22 protein-coding genes are annotated in these 22651 nt (G+C 73.5%); 7 read left to right on the top strand and 15 right to left on the bottom strand.

The genetic code is table 11. From position 1 onward, the window contains the following. Positions 1-172: 172 nt before the first annotated feature. Positions 173-739, bottom strand: coding sequence for a DJ-1/PfpI family protein (locus ABT048_RS38795; RefSeq protein ID WP_350526351.1), 567 nt, complete (start codon positions 737-739; stop codon positions 173-175). A gap of 255 nt (positions 740-994) precedes the next feature. On the opposite strand from ABT048_RS38795, the gene ABT048_RS38800 reads away from it, so the two are divergent. Both ABT048_RS38800 and ABT048_RS38805 read left to right on the top strand, forming a co-directional pair. Next, a complete protein-coding gene (locus tag ABT048_RS38800) occupies positions 995-1543 on the top strand; it encodes an RBBP9/YdeN family alpha/beta hydrolase (protein WP_350526352.1) in 549 nt (182 codons plus the stop codon). 19 nt (positions 1544-1562) lie between these two features. Beyond that, positions 1563-2162 (top strand): hypothetical protein, encoded by a 600-nt coding sequence (locus ABT048_RS38805; protein WP_350526353.1) that lies wholly within the window; start codon positions 1563-1565, stop codon positions 2160-2162. Positions 2163-2170: 8 nt separating this feature from the next. Here ABT048_RS38805 and ABT048_RS38810 read toward each other — a convergent pair whose 3' ends face one another. The 6 genes from ABT048_RS38810 to map form a co-directional block, all read right to left on the bottom strand. Further along, on the bottom strand, positions 2171-2467 hold the full coding sequence (locus ABT048_RS38810) for a hypothetical protein (protein WP_350526354.1): 297 nt from the start codon (positions 2465-2467) through the stop codon (positions 2171-2173). Between the two features lie 79 nt (positions 2468-2546). Then, entirely contained in the window at positions 2547-4883 is a 2337-nt protein-coding gene (locus ABT048_RS38815) for a transglycosylase domain-containing protein (protein ID WP_350526355.1), read from the bottom strand. Positions 4884-5166: 283 nt separating this feature from the next. Beyond that, entirely contained in the window at positions 5167-6663 is a 1497-nt protein-coding gene (locus ABT048_RS38820; RefSeq protein ID WP_350526356.1) for an alpha/beta hydrolase, read from the bottom strand. Between the two features lie 288 nt (positions 6664-6951). Further along, positions 6952-7377 (bottom strand): acyl-CoA thioesterase, encoded by a 426-nt coding sequence (locus ABT048_RS38825; protein ID WP_350526357.1) that lies wholly within the window; start codon positions 7375-7377, stop codon positions 6952-6954. A 61-nt stretch (positions 7378-7438) separates the two neighbouring features. Beyond that, positions 7439-8134, bottom strand: coding sequence for an HAD-IA family hydrolase (locus tag ABT048_RS38830; RefSeq protein ID WP_350526358.1), 696 nt, complete (start codon positions 8132-8134; stop codon positions 7439-7441). Positions 8135-8228: 94 nt separating this feature from the next. Then, the gene (map, locus tag ABT048_RS38835) at positions 8229-8996 is read right to left on the bottom strand and encodes a type I methionyl aminopeptidase (RefSeq protein ID WP_350526359.1); all 768 of its coding nucleotides are present in this window, start codon (positions 8994-8996) and stop codon (positions 8229-8231) included. A 213-nt stretch (positions 8997-9209) separates the two neighbouring features. On the opposite strand from map, the gene ABT048_RS38840 reads away from it, so the two are divergent. After that, positions 9210-9686: an LppU/SCO3897 family protein gene (locus ABT048_RS38840; RefSeq protein ID WP_350526360.1), complete on the top strand. Its 477-nt coding sequence runs from the start codon at positions 9210-9212 to the stop codon at positions 9684-9686. Between the two features lie 82 nt (positions 9687-9768). Beyond that, positions 9769-10047 carry a helix-turn-helix domain-containing protein gene (locus ABT048_RS38845; RefSeq protein ID WP_350526361.1) on the top strand — a complete coding sequence of 93 codons (279 nt, stop codon included), beginning with the start codon at positions 9769-9771 and terminating at the stop codon, positions 10045-10047. Between the two features lie 119 nt (positions 10048-10166). On the opposite strand, the gene ABT048_RS38850 is transcribed toward ABT048_RS38845, so the two are convergent. Genes ABT048_RS38850 through ABT048_RS38860 form a run of 3 tightly spaced genes read right to left on the bottom strand, consistent with a single transcriptional unit; the run spans position 10167 to position 13417 of the window. Next, positions 10167-11561: an ABC transporter substrate-binding protein gene (locus ABT048_RS38850; protein ID WP_350526362.1), complete on the bottom strand. Its 1395-nt coding sequence runs from the start codon at positions 11559-11561 to the stop codon at positions 10167-10169. A gap of 48 nt (positions 11562-11609) precedes the next feature. Beyond that, complete coding sequence (locus tag ABT048_RS38855) at positions 11610-12500, bottom strand: carbohydrate ABC transporter permease (RefSeq protein WP_350526363.1); 891 nt, start codon at positions 12498-12500, stop codon at positions 11610-11612. After that, on the bottom strand, positions 12497-13417 hold the full coding sequence (locus tag ABT048_RS38860; protein WP_350526364.1) for a carbohydrate ABC transporter permease: 921 nt from the start codon (positions 13415-13417) through the stop codon (positions 12497-12499). Before ABT048_RS38860 ends, ABT048_RS38855 begins: the two co-directional genes overlap by 4 nt. Before the next feature lie 193 nt (positions 13418-13610). Between ABT048_RS38860 and ABT048_RS38865 the strand changes: the two genes are divergently transcribed. Then, the gene (locus ABT048_RS38865) at positions 13611-14297 is read left to right on the top strand and encodes an SMI1/KNR4 family protein (RefSeq protein ID WP_350526365.1); all 687 of its coding nucleotides are present in this window, start codon (positions 13611-13613) and stop codon (positions 14295-14297) included. A 73-nt stretch (positions 14298-14370) separates the two neighbouring features. On the opposite strand, the gene ABT048_RS38870 is transcribed toward ABT048_RS38865, so the two are convergent. The 3 genes from ABT048_RS38870 to ABT048_RS38880 all read right to left on the bottom strand — a co-directional run bounded on the left by ABT048_RS38870 (position 14371) and on the right by ABT048_RS38880 (position 17313). After that, a complete protein-coding gene (locus ABT048_RS38870; RefSeq protein ID WP_350526366.1) occupies positions 14371-15132 on the bottom strand; it encodes an SDR family NAD(P)-dependent oxidoreductase in 762 nt (253 codons plus the stop codon). Next, complete coding sequence (locus ABT048_RS38875; RefSeq protein WP_350526367.1) at positions 15129-16568, bottom strand: MFS transporter; 1440 nt, start codon at positions 16566-16568, stop codon at positions 15129-15131. Before ABT048_RS38875 ends, ABT048_RS38870 begins: the two co-directional genes overlap by 4 nt. A 157-nt stretch (positions 16569-16725) precedes the next feature. Further along, positions 16726-17313: a TetR/AcrR family transcriptional regulator gene (locus ABT048_RS38880; protein WP_350526368.1), complete on the bottom strand. Its 588-nt coding sequence runs from the start codon at positions 17311-17313 to the stop codon at positions 16726-16728. Positions 17314-17461: 148 nt separating this feature from the next. On the opposite strand from ABT048_RS38880, the gene ABT048_RS38885 reads away from it, so the two are divergent. Further along, positions 17462-17932, top strand: coding sequence for a DoxX family protein (locus ABT048_RS38885; RefSeq protein ID WP_350526369.1), 471 nt, complete (start codon positions 17462-17464; stop codon positions 17930-17932). Positions 17933-18045: 113 nt separating this feature from the next. Here ABT048_RS38885 and ABT048_RS38890 read toward each other — a convergent pair whose 3' ends face one another. After that, complete coding sequence (locus ABT048_RS38890; protein WP_350526370.1) at positions 18046-18342, bottom strand: MTH1187 family thiamine-binding protein; 297 nt, start codon at positions 18340-18342, stop codon at positions 18046-18048. A gap of 129 nt (positions 18343-18471) precedes the next feature. Beyond that, entirely contained in the window at positions 18472-19962 is a 1491-nt protein-coding gene (locus ABT048_RS38895) for a SulP family inorganic anion transporter (RefSeq protein WP_502894127.1), read from the bottom strand. 844 nt (positions 19963-20806) lie between these two features. On the opposite strand from ABT048_RS38895, the gene gcl reads away from it, so the two are divergent. Beyond that, a complete protein-coding gene (gene gcl, locus ABT048_RS38900) occupies positions 20807-22579 on the top strand; it encodes a glyoxylate carboligase (RefSeq protein ID WP_350526383.1) in 1773 nt (590 codons plus the stop codon). The last annotated feature ends 72 nt before the right edge of the window (positions 22580-22651 follow it).

Raw genomic sequence — 22651 nt, forward strand, 5'->3', positions numbered from 1 at the left:
GCCCGGCTATCCCACCCCGCGCCGGGGGGGGGCCCCGCCCCCCCCCGCCCCGGGGGGGGCGCCCCCCCCCCCCGCGCCCGGCCCCCCCCCCCCCGGGGGGGGGGGGGCCCCGGGCCCCGGGTCCGGCCGCGGGTTCGACGACGGTGGCGGGCCGGGGCGTCGGGCCGGGGCGTCAGGCCACCGGGGCGTGCTTGCGCAGGACCTCGATGAACGCCCGCAGCCACGCCGGGTGGTCGGGCCAGGCGCGTGCGGAGACGACCACGCCGTCCACCACGGCCTCGCTCTCGACGAACTCGGCGCCCGCGGCCTTGATGTCCGGGGCCAGCGCCGGGTAGGCGGAGGTGCGGCGGCCGTCCAGGACCCCGGCGGCGGCGGTGATCAGCGGGCCGTGGCAGATCTGTGCGACCGGCTTGTCGCCGGTGAAGAAGTGCTGCGCGATCCGCTGCACGTCGGGGTTGTTGCGCAGGTACTCGGGGGCGCGGCCGCCGGGGATGACCAGGGCCGCGTAGTCGGCCGGGTCGACGTCGGCGAGCGCGATGTCGGCGGGCCAGCTGTAGCCGGGCTTCTCGGTGTAGGTGTCGTAGCCCTCGACGAAGTCGTGCACCACGAACTGCAGGCGCTTCTTGGTCGGTGCCGCGATGTCGACCTGGTAGCCCTCCTCGCGCAGCCGCTGGTAGGGGTAGAACACCTCCAGCGATTCGGCGGCGTCCCCGGTGACGAGCAGGATCTTCGGTGCCATCGTCGGCATCCCTCCGTGTGATCGGACGTCAGGTCCCGTGCGGGCGGCGGGTGGTGGCGCCCACCCCGGGCCCGGTCCAACGTGCCGCACCCGTCGCACCGTTGGCAACAGGGCGCACCGGGCGCATGACGGCGCATCCGGAGGTGCGCACGCCGGTTGCAAGGAGTGCGCGCCGGTTGCCGCCCGGCTGCGGCACCGTACGCACCGCGTCCTAGACTCCTGCTGCCCACGACCGACCTTCTCCGGAGGAGCCCGATGCCGGACCGCACCACCTACCTCGTCCTGCCCGGCTACCAGAATTCGGGCCCCGAGCACTGGCAGACCCGCTGGGAGGCCGCCGAGCCGGAGTCCTTCCGCCGGGTCGAGCAGGCGGACTGGGAGCTCCCGGAGCGGGCGGACTGGGTGGCCCGGGTGGACGCGGCGGTGGCGGCGGCCGCCGCCGAGGGCCCGGTGGTGCTGGTCGCCCACAGCCTGGGCTGCATCACCGCGGCCCACTGGGTGGCCACGGCCGGCGCCGACCGCACCGCCGCCGTCCGCGGCGCGCTGCTGGTCGCCCCGGCCGACGTCGACACCGCGGAGGTGCCCGAGCTGACCGGCTTCCGCCCGGTGGCACTGGCGCCGTTCCCGTTCCCGACCGTGGTGGTCTCCTCGACCGACGACCCGTGGGTCTCCCCCGACCGGGCCCGTGCCTTCGCCGCGGCCTGGGGCGCCCGGTACGTCGAGCCGGGCGCGTTCGGGCACCTCAACTCCGAGTCCGGACTGGACGACTGGCCGGAGGGCCGCACACTGCTCGCCGAGCTGTGACACCGTGAACGGGGGGACGATGGACAAGCGGACGTCCCGGACCAGGCGCGTCCTGGTCCGGCTGCTGGCGGCCTTCGGGCTGGCCGCCGTACTGCTGTACACCGAGGGCCAGTGGGAGAGCCGCTCGGGCGGCCGGATGCTGGTCGCCGACCTGCTCAACCGGCCGGAGCTGCTGCTCGGTGCGGCGCTGGCGGCGCTGATCGCGGCCGCCTGGCTGGGCGACCTGCGCGCCGCCGCCCTGCGGACGGCCACCCGCACGGTCACGGTGACCGCCGGGGTGGTGTTCCTGCTCGGCGTGCTGGCCGCGCACAAGGTGTCGGCGGCCGAGACCCGCAGCCGGGAGACCGCACCGGCGGGGGCGGAACGGTCGCTGGTGGTGGTGCACCGCTCGTACGCCTCCGGGTCGGCGCCCGGCGATCACTGGCAGATCCTGCTGGAGGCCGGCGAGGGCTGGGGGGCGCGGCGCTGGTCGCTGGCCGACATCGGCGGGAGCCCGGACGACGCCCGCCTGGTGGAGGCGAGTTGGACCGGGCGGGAGCAGATCACCGTGGTGACCGACTCCTACCGGCGGGTGTTCAACCTCGACCAGGACAGCGGCGAACCGGTCGAGGCCCGGTAACAGGGTGCTCAGCCCAGCCCGAGGGCGTGCGCGATGAGGGCGAGCAGCGCGGCGTTGCCGGCCGCGCCGAGGGCGGTGGCGGAGAGGAAGCGGGCCGCGGTGCCGTCCGGGAACGGGTTGAGCGTCATCGCGGACAGGAAGCCCGGCATCGTCCAGACCACCGCCGTCCACTGCCGCACGGCGCCGGCGGTGCTCCTGCCCGCGCGCAGTTCGTGCGCGGCGGCGAGGCCGATCACCAGGTAGCCGGCCAGGTAGCCGATCGAGGGGCAGAGGACGGCGGGGACGCCGAGGATGCTGTGCGGCATGGCGCCATCGTCCGCCGACGCGGCGCGGCCCCGCATGAGTACGGGTACTCAGGCGGGGCCGGCCGGGGGCGGGCTCCGGCTACCGGTCCTCGGGGTCGGCCGGGGTGGACGGCGCGGAGCGGCCGGTCTGGTCGGTGCCGCGCGGCTTGCCCTGGTTGCCGTTGTTGCCGCTGTTCCCGTTGTTGCCGTTGTTCCCGGAGCCGCCGGTGGCGGGGGCGCCGGTGCAGGTCACCGAACCCGGCGAGCCGCTGGGGGTGCTGCAGTTCGGGTCGCGCTTGGGCGGGTCCGGGATGTAGACGGTGGTGAAGTCCTTCTCCGGCATGTTCCGGACCGCGTCGCTCATCGCCTTCTGCCAGATCGGCCCCGGGCCGGTCGCACCGAACACCTCGGCCTGGTACTTGCCGCCGATCCGGATGTTGCGCATCGGCACCTTGGTGCCCGGGCTGCCGAGCCAGACCGAGCCGGCCAGGTTGCCCGTGTAGCCGGTGAACCAGGCCGACTTCTTCTCGTCCGTGGTGCCGGTCTTGCCGGCGATCTGACGGCCGTCGTCCAGGCCGAGGTCCCGCGCGGTGCCGCCCTTCTCGGTCACCCCGAGCAGCACGCTGTTGATCACGTCCGCGGTGTCCTCGGACATCGCCTGGCTGCACTGGGCCTGCGGCACCGGCACCTCCTTGCCGTCCACCGTGGTGATCCGGTTGATCGCCATCGGCGCGCAGTAGCTGCCCCGGGCGGCGAAGGTCGCGTACACGTTGGCCATGGTCAGCGGGCTGACCTCCTGGGTGCCGAGGCCGAGTGCGGGCACCTCCTGCAGCGGCGAGCCGTCCGCCTTGCCGGCCACGCCCAGCTTGTTGGCCATCTGCTTGACCGCGCAGAGGCCGATCTCCTGCTCCATCTGCACGAAGTAGGTGTTGACCGAGAGCGCCATGGCCTGCTTCAGCTCGTACGGGCCCTTCTCCGACTCGGACTCGTTGGGGATCGTCCCGGTCTTCTTGCCCTTGTCGAGGTTCTTCCAGGTGCCGTCGCAGGTCTTCATCGTCGGCCAGTCCATCCGGTTCGGCGCGTCGTACCGCTGGGTCGACGACAGGCCGGCCTCCAGGGCCGCGGCGGCCACGATCGGCTTGAAGTTGGAGCCGGGCTGGAAGCCGATGCCCCCGCCCATCGCCGCGTCCACGTTGTAGTTGACGACGGTCTCGTTCTTCTCCTTGGCCAGCCCGTACGGGCGGGTCTGCGCCATCGCCAGGATCTTGCCGGTGCCGGGCTGGACCATCGTCATCGCGGCCGAGACCGGGTCGGTGACGTACACCTTGGTGGAGACGGCGTTCTGGGCGGCGGCCTGCTTCTCCGGGTCCAGCGTGGTGTAGATGTTCAGGCCGCCGGTGTCCCACAGCGTCTTGCGCTCGGCCGCGCTCTTGCCGAACGCCGGGTCCTGCTTGACCACGTGGCGCACGTAGTCGCAGAAGAAGCCCATGCCCGCCTTGGCGGTGATGCAACCGTTCTGCGGGTCCTTGTAGTCGAGGCCCAGCGGGGCGGCCTTCGCCTCCCTGGCCTGGTCCGCGGTGATGTGCTTGCTCTCCACCATCTTGTCCAGGACGGTGTCGCGGCGCTTCTGGGCGGCCACCGGGTGCAGCTTCGGGTCGTACTGCGACGGGTTCTGCACCAGCCCGGCGAGCATCGCCGCCTCGGGGAGGGTCAGGTCCTTGGCGGCCTTGCTGAAGTAGCGCTGCGAGGCGGCCTCGATGCCGTACGCCTGGTGGCCGTAGAAGGTGATGTTCAGGTAGTTGGTGAGGATCTGTTCCTTGCTCAGGTCCTCCTCCAGCTTGATGGCGTACCGGAGTTCCTGGATCTTGCGGCCGAGCGTCTTGCGCTGCGCCTCGCGCACCGCCTCCGGATCGTCCCCGGCCTTCTCCACGTTGACGTTCTTCACGTACTGCTGGGTCAGGGTCGAGGCGCCCTGGACGGTGGCGCCGCTCTCGGCGTTCTTGGTGACGGCCCGCAGGACGCCCTTGAGGTCCACCGCGCCGTGCTCGTAGAAGCGGGCGTCCTCGATGTCGACCTGCGCCTGGCGGATCAGCGGGGACATCTGGTCGGCGGTGAGGACGGTGCGGTCGCGCTCGTAGACCTTGGCGATCAGCCCGCCGTTGGCGTCGAAGATCTGGGTGGCCTGGGTGAGCGGCGGGGTCTTGAAGTCGTCGGGGATGCTCTCGAAGCCCTCGGCGCCGTTCTTCGCCCCGAGGCCCACCGCGCCGGCCGCCGGGAGGATCAGGCCGGCCAGCAGCACGCCGCCGAGCACGCTGGCGCCGAGGAACTTGGCCGCGTGGCCCAGGATTCCGAGGGGGGTCTCACGGCGCCTCGGGCGCGGCACCCAGGTGTCGCCCGGGTCCGGGGCGGGTATGCGGCGACGGCTCTTCGGTGACATAGTTCGAACATTAAGGCCGTGGACACACCTTGCGGGCGGGGTGCAGGCGAAGGATTGTCACAAAATCGCGACAGATTCGACTCATTCGCGAGGGTCGAACGGACGTGCACGCAGGGACAAGGGCCGTTCGCCCACGGCCTGTTGGCCCTGCGTGCCGTAGTGGCCGTTCAGCGTCCGTTCGGCAACTCCCCAGCCGATACCCAGCTTTCCGGTCCTCGGCCGGCTCCTGACGGCGGCTCGGCCGCCGCTCGGCTGCGGCTGGGCCGCCCGATCGGCTGTCCGTTCAGCCCGCCGGGCAGAAGACGTCCTCGGCCGGGCGTCGCCCGGTCACCAGGTAGTCCGTCACCACCGCGTCGCCGCAGGCGTTCCCGTTGGCCACGTACACGTCGTGACCGCCCGAGTCCACCGTGACCATCCGGGCCCGCTCCCCCAGCGCGGCACGCAGCTTGAGCGCACCCCGGTACGGGGTCGCGACGTCGCGCAGGTTCTGGGTCAGCAGCACGTTCGCCGGGCCCCGGTCGGTCACCTCCACCGCCGGCTCGGCGGGCCCGAACGGACGGAAGGCGCAGGGCGACACGTTCACCGGCATGCCCGCGGTGAGCGGACGGGCGGCGCGCTCCGCGGCGACGTCCTTGGCGTACGCGGCCGGGTCGGTGGGCCAGTCGACGTCGTTGCACAGGGTGCCGACCGCGACGGCGATCGAGTTCTGCACCGCCTGCTCCGGCGGCGTCACCGGCGCGGGCAGCGGCCGGCGGCCGAGGCCGGCCAGCATCAGTCGGGCGAGGTCGGGGAACTTCGCGTCCGCGAACATGCTCTGCAGCATCGCCTCGCGCAGCACGTTCCCGTTCAGCTCCGCCGGATCGGCGCCGGGCCAGGGCAGCGGCGTGCGGTCCAGGCGGCCGGCGAGGTCGAGGAAGAGCGGACGGACCTCCTCGGGGGTGTCCGCGACCCGGTCCGGGTTGCCGGGCGAGGCCGCCCACGCGGCGAAGTCCGGGAAGCGGTCCTCCACGCCCTGGCCGTAGGCGGCGAGCCAGCCGCGCTCGACCCGGGTCGGGTCCGGGTCGTCGTTGCTGTCCAGCACGATCCGGTCGGTCCGCTGGGGGAACATCGTGGCGTAGACCGCGCCCGCGTAGGTGCCGTAGGAGGTGCCCCAGGCGGAGATCCGGCGCTCGCCGAGCGCCCGGCGGATGGCGTCGATGTCGCGGGCCTCGTTCGGCGTGGAGATGCTGCGCAGCACCGGGCCGCCGTTGCGGGCGCAGGTCTCCGCGACGCGGCGCGCGTAGGCGACGTTCCCGTCGATCGTGCCGTCGGCGGCGGGCCAGGAGTGCAGCTTGACCATCGACAGGTCGGAGCGGTCCAGGCCGCAGCTGACCGGGGTGGAGCGGCCCACGCCGCGTGGGTCGAAGCCGACCAGGTCGAAGCGGTCCAGGACGGACTGCGGCAGGCGCTTGGCGGCGTTGCTCGGGACGTTGAGGCCGGAGCCGCCCGGCCCGCCGGGGATGGTGAGCAGGACGCCGTGGCGCTGGTCCGGCCTGGCGGCGGGGATGCGGGAGACCGCGAGGGTGATCTGTTCGCCGTGCGGATCGCGGTAGTCCAGCGGGACGGTGACGGTGGCGCACTGCTGGCGCGGGTCGACCTGCCCCTGGCAGGCGGACCAGGTGAGGCGGGCCCCGCCGGACCGCTCGGCGTCGGCGGCGGCGGGCAGGGCGGTCAGCGCGGTGACGGCGAGGGCGGCGGCCGCGGTCGCGGCGGCGGTGACGGTGATCGTGTTCTTCGGCATGCCCAAGAGTCTGCTGTGACAGGGTTCTTGGCCCCATCCGGGCAGCGGGCCGGTCGGGGGTGGGGCAAACCCCCGACTGCGGGGTGCAGAAGGCATCCGGTGGACGCCCCGTCAGGATGCAGGCCGCATCCGGGGGCAGGCGGCATCGGGGGCAGGCGGCATCCGGATGGAGGCCGGATCCGGATGGAGGCCGCAGCGAGGTGCGGCCTCCGGCGGTGGAGGGACGGACGGTGTGGTCACGCGGATCGGAGCCCGGGTCGGGACCCGGCGGGGCCGATCGGACGCGGGTCAGAGACCGAGCACGGCCGGGTCGGAGGCGAGCGCGCGCAGCGGCTCCCGCGGGTCGGCGACCAGCCGGCGCGCGGCCAGGTCGAGGATGCCGCCGACGCCGGTGATCTCGGCGGCCAGCACGCCGTCCTCGCGGACCAGCCGCTGCACCACCTGGAAGGTCTTGCCGTCCCGCCAGCTGAACGAGCAGCTGACGTCCACCGAGTCGCCCGCGCGCAGCTCCCGCAGGTACTTGACCGTGGTCTCCAGGACGACCGGGCCCACGCCCTTGGCGACGAGGTCGGCCTGGCGGATCCCGGCCGCCTGCAGGTACTCCCAGCGGGCGTGCTCGGCGTACTGGAGGTAGACCGCCTGGTTGAGGTGGCCCTGGCTGTCGGTCTCGTACCCGCGGACGGTGACGCGGGTGGTGAAGTCCTGATCGTTCATGCCCCGCACGCTACTCCGGGCGGCGGGGCGCCACCTCGTGTCCTCCGTCACCCCGGGCGCGTCACTCCGGCAGTGCCGCCACCAGTGGAGCGAGGGCGTCCGGGCGCCGGTCGACGGGCAGGTGGTCGACGGCGTGGAAGCCGCAGCCGAGCGCGGTCGCGCCGCCGTCGCAGACCCGGTCGTCACCGACCATCAGCACGTCGGCCGGGGCCAGCCCGAGCCGGGCGCAGGCGGTCTCGAAGATCACCGGGTCGGGCTTCTGCGCGCCGATCTCGTAGGACAGGACGTAGGTGTCGACCAGGTCGTCCAGTCCGTGGGCCCGGAAGACCGGGCGCAGGTCCCAGCCGATGTTGCTCACCACGGCCACCGGGACGCCCCGGCGGCGCAGCTCGCGCAGGACGGGCCCGGCGTCCGGGTAGGGGCGCCAACTCTCGGGCGCCATGTGGGACTCGTACAGGGCGTCGACGTCGAGGCCGGCGGGCGGCTCGGCGGCGCGGGTCAGCGCGGTGTAGGCGGTGCGGTGCAGTTCGGGGGTCAGGTCCCTGGTGTCCCAGGCCTCCTGGATCCCGCCCGGAATCCGGCGCGGTGGGACGCCTCCGGGCAGCGCACCGAACTCCTCCAGCCTGGCCACCAGTTCGGCCTGTTCCCGGGCGGGCAGGCCGGGGCCGGCGGCGGCGGTGTGGGCCGTCAGCCACTCCGCGGTGGAGACGACCCGGAAGAGGGTGCCGGAGAAATCGAACATCACGCCTTTGGTCATGACGTCGAGCTTAGGGGCCTGCGCGGGCCGCGTGCGGGCCTGGGTACGACCCCGGTGCCGGCCCGGTGCCGGCCCTCGCCGGGCCGGCGGGCGCTCAGCGGAGCGTGAGGATGCGCGGGCCGTCCTCGGTGACGGCGACGGTGTGCTCGATGTGGGCGGCGCGGGAGCCGTCACCGCTGCGCAGCGTCCAGCCGTCCGGGTCGGTGGTGTAGTCGTCCCGGCCGCCGGCGATCAGCATCGGCTCGATGGCCAGCACCAGCCCCGGGCGCAGCGGGTAACCCCGGCCCGGGCGGCCGGTGTTGGACACGTGCGGGTCCTCGTGCATCCGGCGGCCGATGCCGTGCCCGCCGTACCCCTCCGGCGTGCCGTAGCGCCCGGCGCGGACGACCCGGCCGATGGCGTGGGAGATGTCGCCGGTCCGGTTGCCGACCACGGCGGCGGCGATGCCGGCGTCCAGGGCGCGCTGGGTGGCCTCGATCAGTGCGGTGTCCTCGGGGCGGGCGGTGCCCACGGTGAAGCTCACGGCGGCGTCACCGGCCCAACCGTCCAGTACGGCACCGCAGTCGATGCTCACCAGGTCGCCGTCGCGCAGCCGGTAGCCGTTCGGGATGCCGTGCACGACGGCGTCGTTGACCGAGGCGCAGATGACGGCGGGGAACGGGACCGGCGCGAAGGACGGGCGGTAGCCGAGGAACGGGGAGCTCGCCCCGGCGGCGTCGAGCACGCCGCGGGCCGCCTCGTCCAGCTCCGTCAGGCTGACGCCGGGCGCAGCCGCCTCCCGTACGGCGGCGAGCGCGTCCGCCACCACCCGCCCGGCCTCGCGCATCGCGTCGAGGGCGGCGTCCGACTTGAGTTCGACCATGGTGACCACTCCCCTGGATCCAATTCTTATACCGGTATTTGTATCACGGTCGATGGTGCACGAGCATCACCCGGGCGGTTCCGTACGGGAGTCGGCGGCGGGGACGGGAGGCGGCCGCAGGCGGCCCGCCTGCGGAGACGTGGTGATCGGGGTGGTCCGCGATCCGCTAGTGTTCGGCGGCGCAATCAGATGATCTGACCATGAGGAATCCACGTGACGACCCCGCCGACCACCCCCGTCGACGAGACCCCGCAGCCCGCCGAGCCGGCCGCCCAGCAGCCCTGGGGCGCCGGAACCCCCACCCCGCAGCCCTCCCGGGCCCGCAAGCTCGGCCGCCGCGTGGGAGGACCGCTCCTCCTGGTCGCGCTGATGGCCGGCGGCCTGATCGTGTCGAACTACGCCAGCAAGTCCGAGCCGGAGGCCGCGCAGGTCGGCAACTGCGTGCACGACCTCGGCGGCGGCGGCAAGCCGAAGATGGAGCTCGTCGACTGCGCCAAGCCCACCGCGGACTACAAGGTCACCAAGGTCGTCCACGACGGTGACGCCAAGCACGCCTGCGACACGGAGCCGGACGAGGTCTTCGGCTCGTACAGCGAGGAGCGCAGGAGCAGCATCGTCGTCCTCTGCCTGGAGCTGAACCCCACCCGTCCGGGCGGCCCGGCGAGCCTCCCCACCTGGCCCGAGCAGTAGGACGACGGGCCCTGGGGGCGACGGGCCCTGGGCGCGACGGGCCCCGGGGACGACGGGCCGGACGGGGCCTAGACTCGACGCCATGGTGAGGACTCCGCTGACCCCGTGGGAGCGCGAGCGCGGGGAGCGCTTCGGCGCGCTGCTGCGCGAGGCGCGTGGCGAGCGCAGCATGGTCGAGGTGGCGGCGGTGGCCGGCGTCTCGGCCGAGACGCTGCGCAAGATCGAGACCGGACGGGCACCCACACCGTCCTTCTTCACCATCGCGGCGCTGGCCTTCGCGCTCGGCCTCTCGCTCGACGAGCTCGCCTCCGCCTGCGCCCTGCCGGCGGACGGCGGGCACGGCGAGGCGCTCACGGCCTGACGGACGCTGCTTCGCTTCCTCGGCCTGACGGGCAACGGGCCCGACGGGCGACGGCCCGCCCGGCGCGTGCTGCGCGGGGCGGGCCGTCGTCCGGAGCGTGGTGGTGCGGCGGTGTCGGCTCAGCCGACCGAGCTGTTGTAGCTCTCGATCGCCGGCTGGAGCTCCTTGGCCGCGTCGGCCAGCGCCTGCTGGGCCGACTTGCTGCCCGAGACGGTCTGCTCGATCGCGGTCTCCACGCCCTTGCGGGCCTGCGGCATCACGCCGAGCAGGCAGCCGGCGGTGGCCGGGGTGGGCTTGGTGCTCTTCAGCTGGTCGATCGCGGTCTGGAACTGCGGGTACTTGGCCACCCACTCCTTGTCCTTGGGGTCGTCCAGGGACTTCTTGTTGACCGGGAAGTAGCCGGTGCCGGTGTGCCAGACGGCCTGCTGCTCGGGGGCCGTCACGAACTTCTCGAACTCCCAGGCGGCGCGCTTCTCGGCGTCCGAGTGGCCGGGGCCGCTGATCCACAGCGAGGCGCCGCCGATCACCGGGCCGCCCTGGTCGGCGGCGGTGACCTTCGGGAAGGCGGCGGTGCCGACACCGAACTTCGCCGCCTCGGTGTAGCCGCGCAGCACGCCGGTGGACTCCAGGTGCATCGCGACCGTGCCGGCCTTGAAGGCGGCCTGGGCGTCGTCGGTGGTGCGGCCGGTGTTGGCCGCGTAGCCGCCCTTGACCAGGTCGGCCCACCACTGGACGATCCGGGCGCCCTGTGCGGAGTCGAACACGACCTTGCCGGCCTTGTTGCTGCGGCCGTTGTCGTTGTCGCAGTACATGGCGCCGGACTCGGCCAGCAGCTGCTCGACGAACCAGCCGTAGATGGCCGCGCCGAAGCCGTAGCGGACGGTCTTGCCGTCGGCGTCCTTCTTGGTCAGCTTCTTCGCCAGCTCGCCCAGCTCGTCGAGGTCCTTGGGCGCCTGCGCCGGGTCGAGGCCGGCCTCCTTGAAGGCGTCGGTGTTCAGGTAGAGCAGCGGCATCGAGGAGTTGAACGGCATCGACTGCAGCTTGCCGCCGACGGAGTAGTAGTTGCGGATGTTGGCGTCCAGGTCGTCCAGCGCGTAGCCGTCCTTGTCGGCGAAGGCCTGGGCGGGGACGGTCTGCTTGGAGTCGATCATGAACCGGGTGCCGATGTCGTAGACCTGCACCAGGGCGGGCGTGCCCTTCTGCTGCACCGCGGCCTTGTATTTGGTGACCAGTTCGTCGTACTTGCCCTGGAACTGCGCCTTGACCTCGATCTTGCCCTGGTGCGCGGCGTTGAACTGGTCGACCAGGCCGGTGAGCACCTCGGCGTTCTTGCCGGTCATCGAGTGCCAGAACTCGACGCCGGTGACGCCGGACGCCTGGTCGAGCGCCTGGGCGCCGGGCGCCGCGGCGTCGTTGGAGCCGCCGGTGCCGGAGCCGGAGCCGGAGGAGCTGCAGGCGGTCAGGGACAGGCCGGCCACCAGCAGGGCCGCGAGCGCGCGTGCACTCTTCTTCACGGGGGTTCTCTCTCTGATCGGGGGAACGGGCGTGGACGGTAGGGGCGGTCAGCGCACCGCGCCCGCGGTGAGGCCGCGGACGATGAAGCGCTGGCCGAAGACCACCAGGGCGAGGGTGGGCAGCAGCGAGAGCACGACGCCGGCCAGGATCAGCCCGGGGTCGGCCATCTCGGAGTCGCGCAGCGAGGTGAGACCGATCTGCAGGGTCTGCATGTCCGCCGTGCGGGTGATGATCAGCGGCCAGAAGTACTGGTTCCAGGCGGACAGGAAGACGTAGATCGACAGCGCCGCGAGCGCGGGCTTGTTGAGCGGGACGACGATCCGCCACAGGAAGCGCCAGTGGCCGGCCCCGTCGATCCGGGCGGCGTCGCGCAGTTCGCCGGGCAGCTGGCGAAAGGCCTGGCGCAGCATGAAGGTGCCGAAGCCGGAGGCCAGGAAGGGCAGCACCAGGCCGAAGTAGGTGTTGCCGAGCCCCCAGCCGGACAGCGTGAGGTAGTTGGGGATGATGATGGCCTCCCACGGGACCATCAGCGTCGCCAGGAACACCCCGAACACCGCGGCCCGCGCCCTCAGCGGCAGGAAGACGAAGGCGTAGGCGGCCAGGATCGAGGTGAACAGCTGGGCGAGGGTGATGACGGTGGCCACGACCGCCGAGTTGGCGTACTGGCGGGCCAGCGGGATCGCGTCCACGGCGCCGGAGAAGTTCCGCCCGGTGACCGAGTGCGGCACCAACGCGGGCGGGTAGGTGGAGAGTTCGGACGGCCCCATGAACGCGCCGGCGATCGCGTAGTACACCGGGAAGGCCACGGTGACGACGGCGACGGCGAGCAGCAGGTAGACGGCGGCGCGGCCGAGGAGGTCGCGCGGGGAGCGGCCGGCGAGGGCGCGGGTGCGCGGGCGGGGCCGCTCGACGTCCTCGGTGGTGGCGATGGTGGTCATGCGTAGTGCACCTTCCGCTCCAGGACGCCGAACTGGACGGCCGTGCAGGCGAGGACGACCACGAGCAGCACCACGGCCTGGGCGCTCGCGGTGCCGAAGTCGCTGGAGCCGTAGGCGAAGGCCTTCTCGTAGACGGAGTAGACGAGGGTCCGGGTGGAGCCGTCCGGCCCGCCCTTGGTGAGGATGTGGATCTGGCCGAAACTCTGCAGCGCGTGGACGGTGGAGACCACGGTCAGGAAGAACAGGTTGGGGCCGAGCAGCGGAACGGTGATCGAGCGCGCCAGTCGCAGGCCCGACGCGCCGTCGATGCGGGCCGCCTCCACGACCTCCTGCGGGATCGAGCCGATGCCGGCGGAGAGCACCAGCACGTTGTAGCCGAGGTTCATCCACACCGTGGTGACGGCCACCGAGACCAGCGCGTACCGGGTGTCGGTCAGCCAGCCGACGGGGCCGAGGCCGACGTGCGAGAGCAGGCCGTTCAGCACCCCGCTGGCGGGGTTGAAGAACACCGCGAAGACCACGGACGCGCTGGCGACCGAGAAGGCGAAGGGCAGCGCGAAGGCGGAGCGCAGCAGCCGTACGCTGCGGATCCGGTTCTCCAGCAGCAGCACCAGCGCGAGCGCGCCGAGCACCCCGGGCACCACGGTGAGCAGCGTGAACAGCCCGGTGGTGACGAGGGTGCGGCGGAAGTCCGCCGAGGTCAGCAGGTCGGTGTAGTGCTTCGTCCCGACGTAGCGGGAGGGCGCGCCGAAGAGGTCGTTGGCGTGTCCGCTCAGGTAGATCGTCCGCCCCAGCGGGTAGCCGATGAAGAGGACGAAGACCGCCAGGGAGGGCAGCAGGAAGGCCCAGGCGAGCCCGTGTTCGCCCCAGCGGCTCCGGCGGCCCGCCCGGGGCGCGGTGTGCAGTGCGGTCGGCATGCGGTGCGCGTCCGCCTTTCGTGAAGTCGGTTCCGGCCGAAACCGTGTCCTGCCCACGCGACGCGGCGGGAACCCCGCAGTGATCAACCGGTGTCCCCGGGATTACGCGTTCGCGTCAGATTCGGCCGGTCGTGCCCGGACGGGCCGCGAAGCGTTCCGCGGCGTTGTCGCAGGGGTGCCGTACGGTGCGCGGGTGGACGAAACGGAATTCGACATACGCACCGCAATGGCCGGAAGTGTGCGCAGCCGCGCGGGCGCCTGGGCACTCGTCAGGGGCTTCGCCGCGTACTGGGGCGAGCCGCTGGGGCCGGACGACGGCTTCGCGGACGCCGAACTGGACGCGGCCGAACGGCGGCTGGGCCTGCGGCTGCCGGCGGCGCTGCGCGAGGCGTACCGGTTGTTCGGGCGGCGGGCGGACCTCACGAGCAACCACGACGTGCTGCTGACGCCGGACGAGCTGTACGTGCTGGACGGCGCGCTGGTCTACCGGGCGGAGAACCAGGGCTGCGCGCACTGGGGCGTGCTGCTCGACGACGTGGAGCGCGAGGACCCGCCGACGGTGATGCGGCCGGACCTCGCGGACACGTCGCGGGAGCGCTGGGAGCCCTGGGAGGAGCGCCTGTCGACGGCGGCCGCGGTGATGGCGATGACGGAGAAGCTGCTGGAGGACGACGAGCTGACCGACTTCGTCGATTCGCCGGACGAACTTCCGGACGGTTTCCTGGAGTTGCCGGCGCTCGGCCGGGGCTGCCGCTGGTACCTGGGGCCGGACGTCCTGGTCTCGGTGGTCGAGGACGCCTGGATGACGGCCCGGGCACGCACCCCGGAAGCCCTGGAGGCGCTGTACGAGGCCGTGCCCGGGGACTGGCTGGGCGAGTGAGCCCCGCCCGACCGCGGCTCAGGGGCCGCGGCCGGGCCCTGGGCGGCCGGGCCCGGGCCGCCGCCCGCACGGCTCAGGCGCTGGAGCCGCCGTCCAGGACGAGGTCGCTGCCGACGGTGTAGCCCGCCTCCTCCGAGGCCAGGTACAGCACCGCGGCGGCCACCTCCTCCACGGCGCCGGCCCGGCCGACCGGGATGTCGTTCCGCATCCGCTCGGCCTTCTCGGCGGCGCTCTCGCCGGGCCGGCCCGACATGGGGGTGTCCACCGCGCCGGGGCTCACCGTGTTGATCCGCACACCGTCGGCGATGTGGTCGAGCGCGGCGGCGCGGGTCAGCGCGGTGACGGCGGCCTTGCTGGCGGCGTAGGCCCCGACCCCCGCGACCCGCCGGTGGGCGCCCAGGTTGGACGACACATTGACGATCGCGCCGCCGCCGTGCGCCCGCAGGTGGCCGATCTGGTGCTTCATGGCGAGCAGCGTGCCGGTGACGTTGATGCCGATCAGCCGCTGCCACTCGGCCTCGTCGATGTCGGCGACCGGGCCGAGCGCGCCGATCACCCCGGCGTTGTTGACGGCGACGTCCAGCCCGCCGAACTGCTCGACGGTCTCGCGGACCAGGCGGGCGGCGTCCTCGCCGTTCGTGACGTCGCCGGTCAGCGCGACCGCCTTGCCACCGGCCTGCTCGATCAGCTCGACGGTCTCGGTGAGCGGGGCGGCCGTCCGGCCCGCGACGGCGACCCGGGCGCCCTCCCGGGCGAAGGCGAGCGCGATGGCCCGCCCGATGCCGCTGCCGCCGCCGGTGACCAGGACGGACTTGTCGGCGAAACGCGTGGTCATGAGGTGAACTCCTCGATCTGGTTGGTGGGTTCTGGTGGTGTGGTGGTCAGGGGTTCCGCCGCGCTGGCGGACCGGGGCAGGGTGGCGACCGCGACGGCGGTGAGCGCCAGGCCGAGGGCGCCCGCAGCGAAGGCCGCGGCGTAGCCGCCGACCACGCTCGGGCGGGTGGCGGCGAGCGACATCAGGGCCGCCAGTCCGGCGGTGGGGCCGAGTTCCATGGCCGTGTTGAACACGCCGGCGGCCAGGCCGGTGCGCTCGGGCCCGACCCCGCCGGTGGCGAGGACGGCCGCTCCGGCGAAGGCGGCGGCGGCTCCGGCGGGCAGCAGGAGCAGTCCGGGCAGCAGCCCGGTGGCGTACCCGCTGCCGGGGGTGAGCCCGGCGAGCAGGCCGAGTCCGGCGCCCGCCACGGCGAGCCCGCCGGCGGTGACCGGCACCGGCCCGTGCCGCAGGACCAGCAGGGCCGCCAGGCGCCCGGACAGCAGCAGGACGGCCGCGTACGGCAGGAAGGCGGCGGAGGTGGCGGCGGCGCTCCAGCCGCGCAGCTGCTGGAGGTAGAGCGAGAGCAGGACGAAGGTCAGCGCGGTGCCGGCGGCGGTCGCCATGACGGCGGCGAGGGCGGTGCCGCGGCGCCGGTCGGCCAGGAAGCCGGGCGGCAACAGGGGGTCGGCGGTGCGGCGTTCGGCGGCGGCGAAGGCGCGCAGCAGGGCGAGCCCGGCGGGCAGCGGCCCGTACACCTCGGGGCTGGTCCAGCCGTGGTCGGTGGACGCCACCAGGGCGTAGCTCACCGCGCAGACGGCGGTGGCGGCCAGGAGCGCGCCGCGCAGGTCCAGGGCCGGGCGGCGCCCTGCGGGGGCGGCGGCGGGCAGCGTGCCGCAGCGGGCGAGTCCGGCGGCTGCGGCCAGCACGGGCACGGCGAACAGCCAGCGCCAGGAGACCGCGGCGGCGACCGCGCCCGACACCACGCTGCCGACCGTCGCGCCGAGCACCGACAGGCCGCCCCAGGTGGCCATCGCCCGCCGGTAGGCGGCGGGTTCGGGGTGCAGCGCACGGACCACCGCCACCGCCGCGGGCGCGGTGAGGGCCGCGCCGGCGCCCTGGACGAGACGGCTCGCCAGCAGGACGGGGTAGTCGGGTGCGAGGGCGCAGGCGACGGAGGAGGCGGCGAGCAGCAGCAGGCCGCAGCGGAGCATCCGGCGCCCGCCGTGGCGGTCGGTGAGCCGGCCGCCGAGCAGCAGCAGCGAGCTGAAGGTGAGTCCGTACGCGGCGCTGAGCAGCAGCACCCCGGACGGCCCGAGCCCGAACTCGCGGGCCACCAGCGGCAGCGGCACGGTGAGGACCATGATCGTGAAGATCAGCACCGCCTGTACGACGCCGAGCAGCGCGAAGCCGGACCGGCCCGCCGGACCGCCGCGCATGCGCCCCCCTGTGACACCCATGAGCCCCTCCTATAATGACCGTTCGGTTCAGAATTGGGACAGCAGAGTCCGTCCGACCGGACCTTCGAACGTCTCGTCAGTCCCGGTCCGGGCAGCATCGATCCCGGTCGGGCACCGTCAGCCCCCGTCGAGCAGCGCCAGTCCCGGTCCAGCGGTGTCAGTCCCGGTCCAGCAGCGTCAGGGCCTGCTCGGCGGCGTCCCCCACCCGGGCCGCGCCGTCGGCGGTCTTGCCCATCACCCGCATGCCCTGCATCAGCACCATCAGCAGCCGGGCGAGCGCCCGGGGCTCCCGCCCGGCGGGCAGTTCGCCCTGCGCCCCGGCCCGCACCAGGGCGGCGGTGAGGACCGCCTCCAGGTGGCCGAGGCTGGCGCCCACCCGACGGGCCGCCGAGGGGTCGTGCGGGGCGAGCTCGACGGCGGTGTTCGTGACGAAGCAGCCGCGCTCCCGCCCGTCCCCGGCCGACTCCGCCGCGTACCGGCGGACCATCGCCCGCACGGCCGGCAGCACCGGGCCGGGCTGGGACAGTTCCGCCAGCAGGACCGGATCGGTCTGCTCGGCGTACCGCTCCAGCGCCCGCAGGTACAGCTCGTGCTTGCTCCCGAAGGTCGCGTAGATGCTGGCCCGGGCGATGCCGAGCCCCTCGACCAGATCGGCCATCGAGGTGGCCTCGTAGCCGCGCCGCCAGAACAGCTCCAGGGCCGCCTGCAGCGCCGCGTCCGGGTCGAATTCCTTCGTTCGCGCCATGTCCCACACGCTAGCCATTTCCAGAACGATCAGTCAAGAAACGGTGAGCACCGACCGCGGTCGATGCCTGACAGAGCATTGCCAAGTGGACTAGACCAAGGCTACCCTTACCGCCCCATCCCTCCTTCCCCCACAGGAGGCGTTCCGCATGTCCGCTCACGTCCCCACCACCCCCCGCGAAGCCGTCGAGACGGCCCGGCCCCTGGTGCTGACGGCCTATCGGATCGTCGTCGGCCTGCTCTTCGCCTGCCACGGCGCCGCCTCGCTCTTCGGCGTCCTCGGCGGCGCCAAGGGCGGCGGCACCGTCCCGCTCGGCCAGTGGCCCGGCTGGTGGGCCGCGCTGATCCAGCTGGTCGGCGGCGTCCTGGTGCTGCTCGGCGCCGGCACCAGGACGGCCGCCCTGCTCTGCTCCGGCTCGATGGCCTACGCCTACTTCACCGTCCACCAGGAGCACGCGCTGCTGCCGCTGCAGAACGGCGGCGAGGCCTCGGTCATGTTCTGCTGGGCGTTCCTGACCATCGCGGTGCTCGGCTCCGGCCCGTACGCCCTGGACCGACTGCTCACCCGCCCGCCCGTGGCCGGCCCGGCCGAACCGGCCGCCCAACCGACCTCGGGCTGACCCCGGCGCACCGAGCGCGGCACGCCCGAACCCGGCGGGCCGCGCTCGGCGGGCCGACCCGGGCGGACCGCGTTCGGCGGCTGGGCTGGGCGGCCGCGCTCGGCGGGCTGCGCTCAGCCCTCCGCGAGGTGCCGCTCGACCGAGGCGACCTTGGCGGTCAGGCCGTCGGTGACCCCGGCCCGGTCGTCGATCTTGATGACCGTGCTCACCCGGTTGCTGTGGGCCTTCACCGCCTCGATCGCCTCCTTGATCACCGGCATCACCTCGTCCCACTCCCCCTCGATGCTGGTGAACATCGCGTCCGTGCGGTTGGGCAGCCCGCTCGCCCGGACCACCCGGACGGCGGCGGCCACCGCCTCCCCCACGTCCTCGCCGATCCCCAGCGGGGTCACCGAAAAGGCTGCGATCACAGTTCCACGCTCCTCGTGTCCACGGGGCACCGGCGGCCGGCCCGGGCCGGCCCGGATCGACCCGACCCGGATCGACCTGCCCCGGGTCGCCCCGACCCGGGTCGGCCACCAGGCTAGACGGACGCCCCGTCAGACCACCGAAGGCAGCGGCGGTTCGACGGCCAGCGGCGCGGTGGAGCGGGCCCGGTGCTGGGCGGCCCAGGAGGCGAGGGCGACGGTGCAGGCGTGGTCCAGGTGGCGCAGCCCGGACCAGTCCAGCTCGACCGGCCGGTCGTCCGGCAGCCGTTCCAGGGCGTCCAGCAGCCTGGGCAGCCGGAGGAAGGTGGCGTTGCCGCTCAGCCGGACCCGGTGCAGCGCCGGGCCGTTCGGCGGCACCAGCTCCTCCACCGCGATCTGCAGGTGCGAGGTCTGCCAGGCGGACTTGACCACCGCCAGCCCGACGCCGATCAGCACCCCTTCGAACAGGTCGGTGGTGATGATCGCGACCGCCGTCACCACGAGCACCAGCGCCTCGCCCCGGTGGCCGCGGCAGAGCGCGACGATCCGGCGCAGCGGGACGAGCTTGGCACCGGCGTGGACCAGGACGGCGGCCAGTGCGGTGAGCGGGACGAGTCCGAGCACCCCGGGCAGCAGCGCGGTGAACAGCAGCAGCCAGAACCCGTGCAGGAAGCGGGAGGCCTTGGTCCTCGCCCCGGCCTGGACGTTGGTGGCGCTGCGGACGATCACCGCGGTCATCGGCAGCGCGCCGAGCAGTCCGCAGACGGTGTTGCCGACGCCCTGGGCGGTGAGCTCGCGGTCGTAGTCGGTGCGCGGTCCGTGGTGCATCCGGTCGACGGCGGCGGCGCTGAACAGCGTCTCGGCGGAGGCGATCAGGGTGAAGGCGACGACCGTACCGATCCCGGCGGTGCCGGCGAGGGCGCCCAGCGCACCGCGTTCGGGCAGCCGGACGACGTCGAGCAGGCCGGCGACCCGGATCCGGGCGACGGGCAGGTCGGCCGCGGCTGTGACGGCGGCGGCGAGGCCGACGGCGGCCAGCGGCGCGGGGAGGGCGCGGGCGGCGCGCTCCGGCAGGTACTTCCAGCCGACCAGCACCAGCAGCGTGCCGAGACCGAGAGCGACGGCGCCGGGGTCGGCCGTAGTGGTGGCGACGTCCTTCAGCAGGGCGGGCAGCCCGGCGATCTTCTCCGGCCCGGTGGCCGGGGCGCGGCGGTCGGCGAGCGCGTAGAGCTGGCCGAAGACGAGGGTCAGCCCGATGCCGGCCAGCATGCCGTGCACCACCGAGGCGGACATCGCGCGGAACCAGCGGCCGAGCCGCAGGGCGCCCATCGTGAGCTGGAGCAGGCCGGTGGCGAGCACCAGCAGGCCGAGGGCGCCGGCGCCGAACTCCCGGACAGCGTCGGCGACCAGCACGGTCAGTCCGGCCGCGGGTCCGCTGACCTGGAGGCTGCTGCCGGGCAGGGCGCCGACCACCAGGCCGCCGACGATGCCGGTGACCAGGCCGAGTTCGGCCGGCACGCCGGAGGCGACGGCCACCCCGACGCAGAGCGGGAGGGCGACCAGGAAGACCACCAGGGAGGCGGGCAGGTCCCGGCGCCAGGGCACGGCGCGCAGCGCGGCGATCGGGGACCGGGCCGGGCCCGGCGGCGCGTTCTTCCGGGGGCGGCCCGGCGGGCCCTCGCTCCCGTGCGGCGGGCGGTTCACCCGGTCACCACCGGGGGTCGGGCAGGGGTGCAGCAGCGCATGGGGACGTTCCTTCCGCGCGCCCGCCGCTGCGGGCACGCCGTTGCGGTACGGGGGTTGCCGTACGAGGAGGGTTGCCGTACGAGGAGGGTTGCCGTACGAGGAGGGTCGCCGTACGGGGTCGGCGTGCCGCTCACTCACCCGCCCGCCCGCGCACGGGTCGCCGGTCGGCAGGAGATGTGCGCCGGACCGGGAGCGGGGACGGCGGAGAGTGACGGGACGACGGCGGGTGGCGGCACGGCGGCGAGTGGGGGTCGGCGCGGGCAGGGGGTGCGTCCCTCGCTCGGGTGCGGCGGACCGGGCGCGCTGGTCCTGGACGGGGCCGCCGACGGAGCTCCCCCGTCCCCGGCGTTCCCGAACCCCCCTGCCGCGGCCTCAGGTGGACGTCACGGGCCCGGCGTGCCACCGACGGTACCCAGGGCGGCGGGGCGGGCCGGCTCGTGCACCGTCCCTTCACGGTCACTGCACACCGGGTGCGCTTCCCGGCGCGGAACGTCCGCTTCCCCGCGCACACCAGCGCGGATGCCGCCCTGGCGTGCGAATCCGCCCGCACCGACCCCGCACCCCAGGGCTTCCACATTCTGTTGAAGTCCCCCTTGACGCCCCGAGGAGCCCCGCCCTACCTTGTTTCCACATACAGAAACCGTTCTTCCGTATGGTGGAATTCAGGAGATGAGCCCTCCGAGCCACTGCGGGCCGACGCAGGAGAGACCCGATGCCTCGTATGACAGCCGCCCGCGCGGCCGTGGAGATCCTCAAGCTCGAAGGCGTTGAGGTCGCGTTCGGTGTGCCGGGCGCAGCCATCAACCCGTTCTACGCCGCCCTCAAGGCCTCCGGCGGGATCCGGCACACACTGGCCCGGCACGTCGAGGGCGCCTCCCACATGGCCGAGGGCTACACCCGCGCCAAGGCCGGGAACATCGGAGTCTGCATCGGCACCTCCGGCCCGGCCGGCACCGACATGATCACCGGCCTGTACTCGGCCATCGCCGACTCGATCCCGATCCTGTGCATCACCGGCCAGGCGCCCGTCGCGCGGCTGCACAAGGAGGACTTCCAGGCCGTCGACATCGCCTCGATCGCCAAGCCGGTCACCAAGGCGGCGACCACCGTGCTGGAGGCCGCGCAGGTCCCCGGCGTGTTCCAGCAGGCCTTCCACCTGATGCGCTCCGGCCGCCCCGGCCCGGTCCTGATCGACCTGCCGATCGACGTCCAGTTGACCGAGATCGACTTCGACCCCGAGGCCTACCAGCCGCTCCCGGTCTACAAGCCGGCCGCCAACCGGATCCAGATCGAGAAGGCCATCGCACTGCTCCAGGAGTCGGAGCGCCCGCTGATCGTCGCCGGCGGAGGCGTCATCAACGCCGACGCCTCCGCGCTGCTGCTGGAGTTCGCCGAGCTGACCGGCGTCCCGGTGATCCCGACCCTGATGGGCTGGGGCATCGTCCCGGACGACCACGAGCTGAACGCCGGCATGGTCGGCCTGCAGACCTCGCACCGCTACGGCAACGAGAACTTCCTCGCCTCCGACTTCGTCCTCGGCATCGGCAACCGCTGGGCCAACCGCCACACCGGCGGCCTGGACGTCTACACCGCCGGCCGGAAGTTCGTCCACGTCGACGTCGAGCCCACCCAGATCGGCAAGATCTTCGCCCCGGACCTCGGCATCGCCTCCGACGCCAAGGCCGCACTGGAGCTCTTCGTCCAGGTCGCCGGCGAGCTCAAGGCCGCCGGGCGGCTCAAGGACCGCAGCGCGTGGGCCGCCTCCACCCAGGAGCGAAAGGCCACGCTGCAGCGCCGCACCCACTTCGACGACGTGCCGCTGAAGCCGCAGCGCGTCTACGAGGAGATGAACCGGGCCTTCGGGCCGGAGACCCGCTACGTCACCACCATCGGCCTCTCCCAGATCGCCGGCGCGCAGATGCTGCACGTCTACCAGCCCCGGCACTGGATCAACTGCGGCCAGGCCGGCCCGCTCGGCTGGACCATCCCGGCCGCGCTCGGCGTCGCCACCGCCGACCCCGAGGGCCAGATCGTCGCGCTCTCCGGCGACTACGACTTCCAGTTCATGATCGAGGAGCTGGCGGTCGGCGCGCAGCACCGGATCCCGTACGTCCACGTGCTGGTCAACAACTCGTACCTGGGCCTGATCCGCCAGGCGCAGCGCAACTTCGACATCGACTTCCAGGTCAAGCTGGAGTTCGAGAACATCAACGCGCCGGAGCTGGGCGTCTACGGCGTCGACCACGTCAAGGTCGCCGAGGGCCTGGGCTGCAAGGCGATCCGGGTCACCGAGCCGGAGGGCCTGCTGCCGGCCTTCGAGGAGGCCAAGAAGCTGGCCGCCGAGTTCCGGGTCCCGGTGGTGGTCGAGGCGATCCTGGAGCGGGTCACCAACATCGCGATGAGCGGCAGCGACATCGACAAGGTCAACGAGTTCGAGGAGCTCGCCACCCTGCCCGAGCACGCGCCGACGGCGATCCGGCCGCTCGCGCTCTGACCTGCCGCGAAGGGGGTGTGCGAGCCGCTCCGCACACCCCCTTCGCGTCCGGAACACCGGCGGCGCCGACAC

Source organism: Kitasatospora sp. NPDC096140 (genome assembly GCF_040303045.1).
Classification (GTDB): domain Bacteria; phylum Actinomycetota; class Actinomycetes; order Streptomycetales; family Streptomycetaceae; genus Kitasatospora.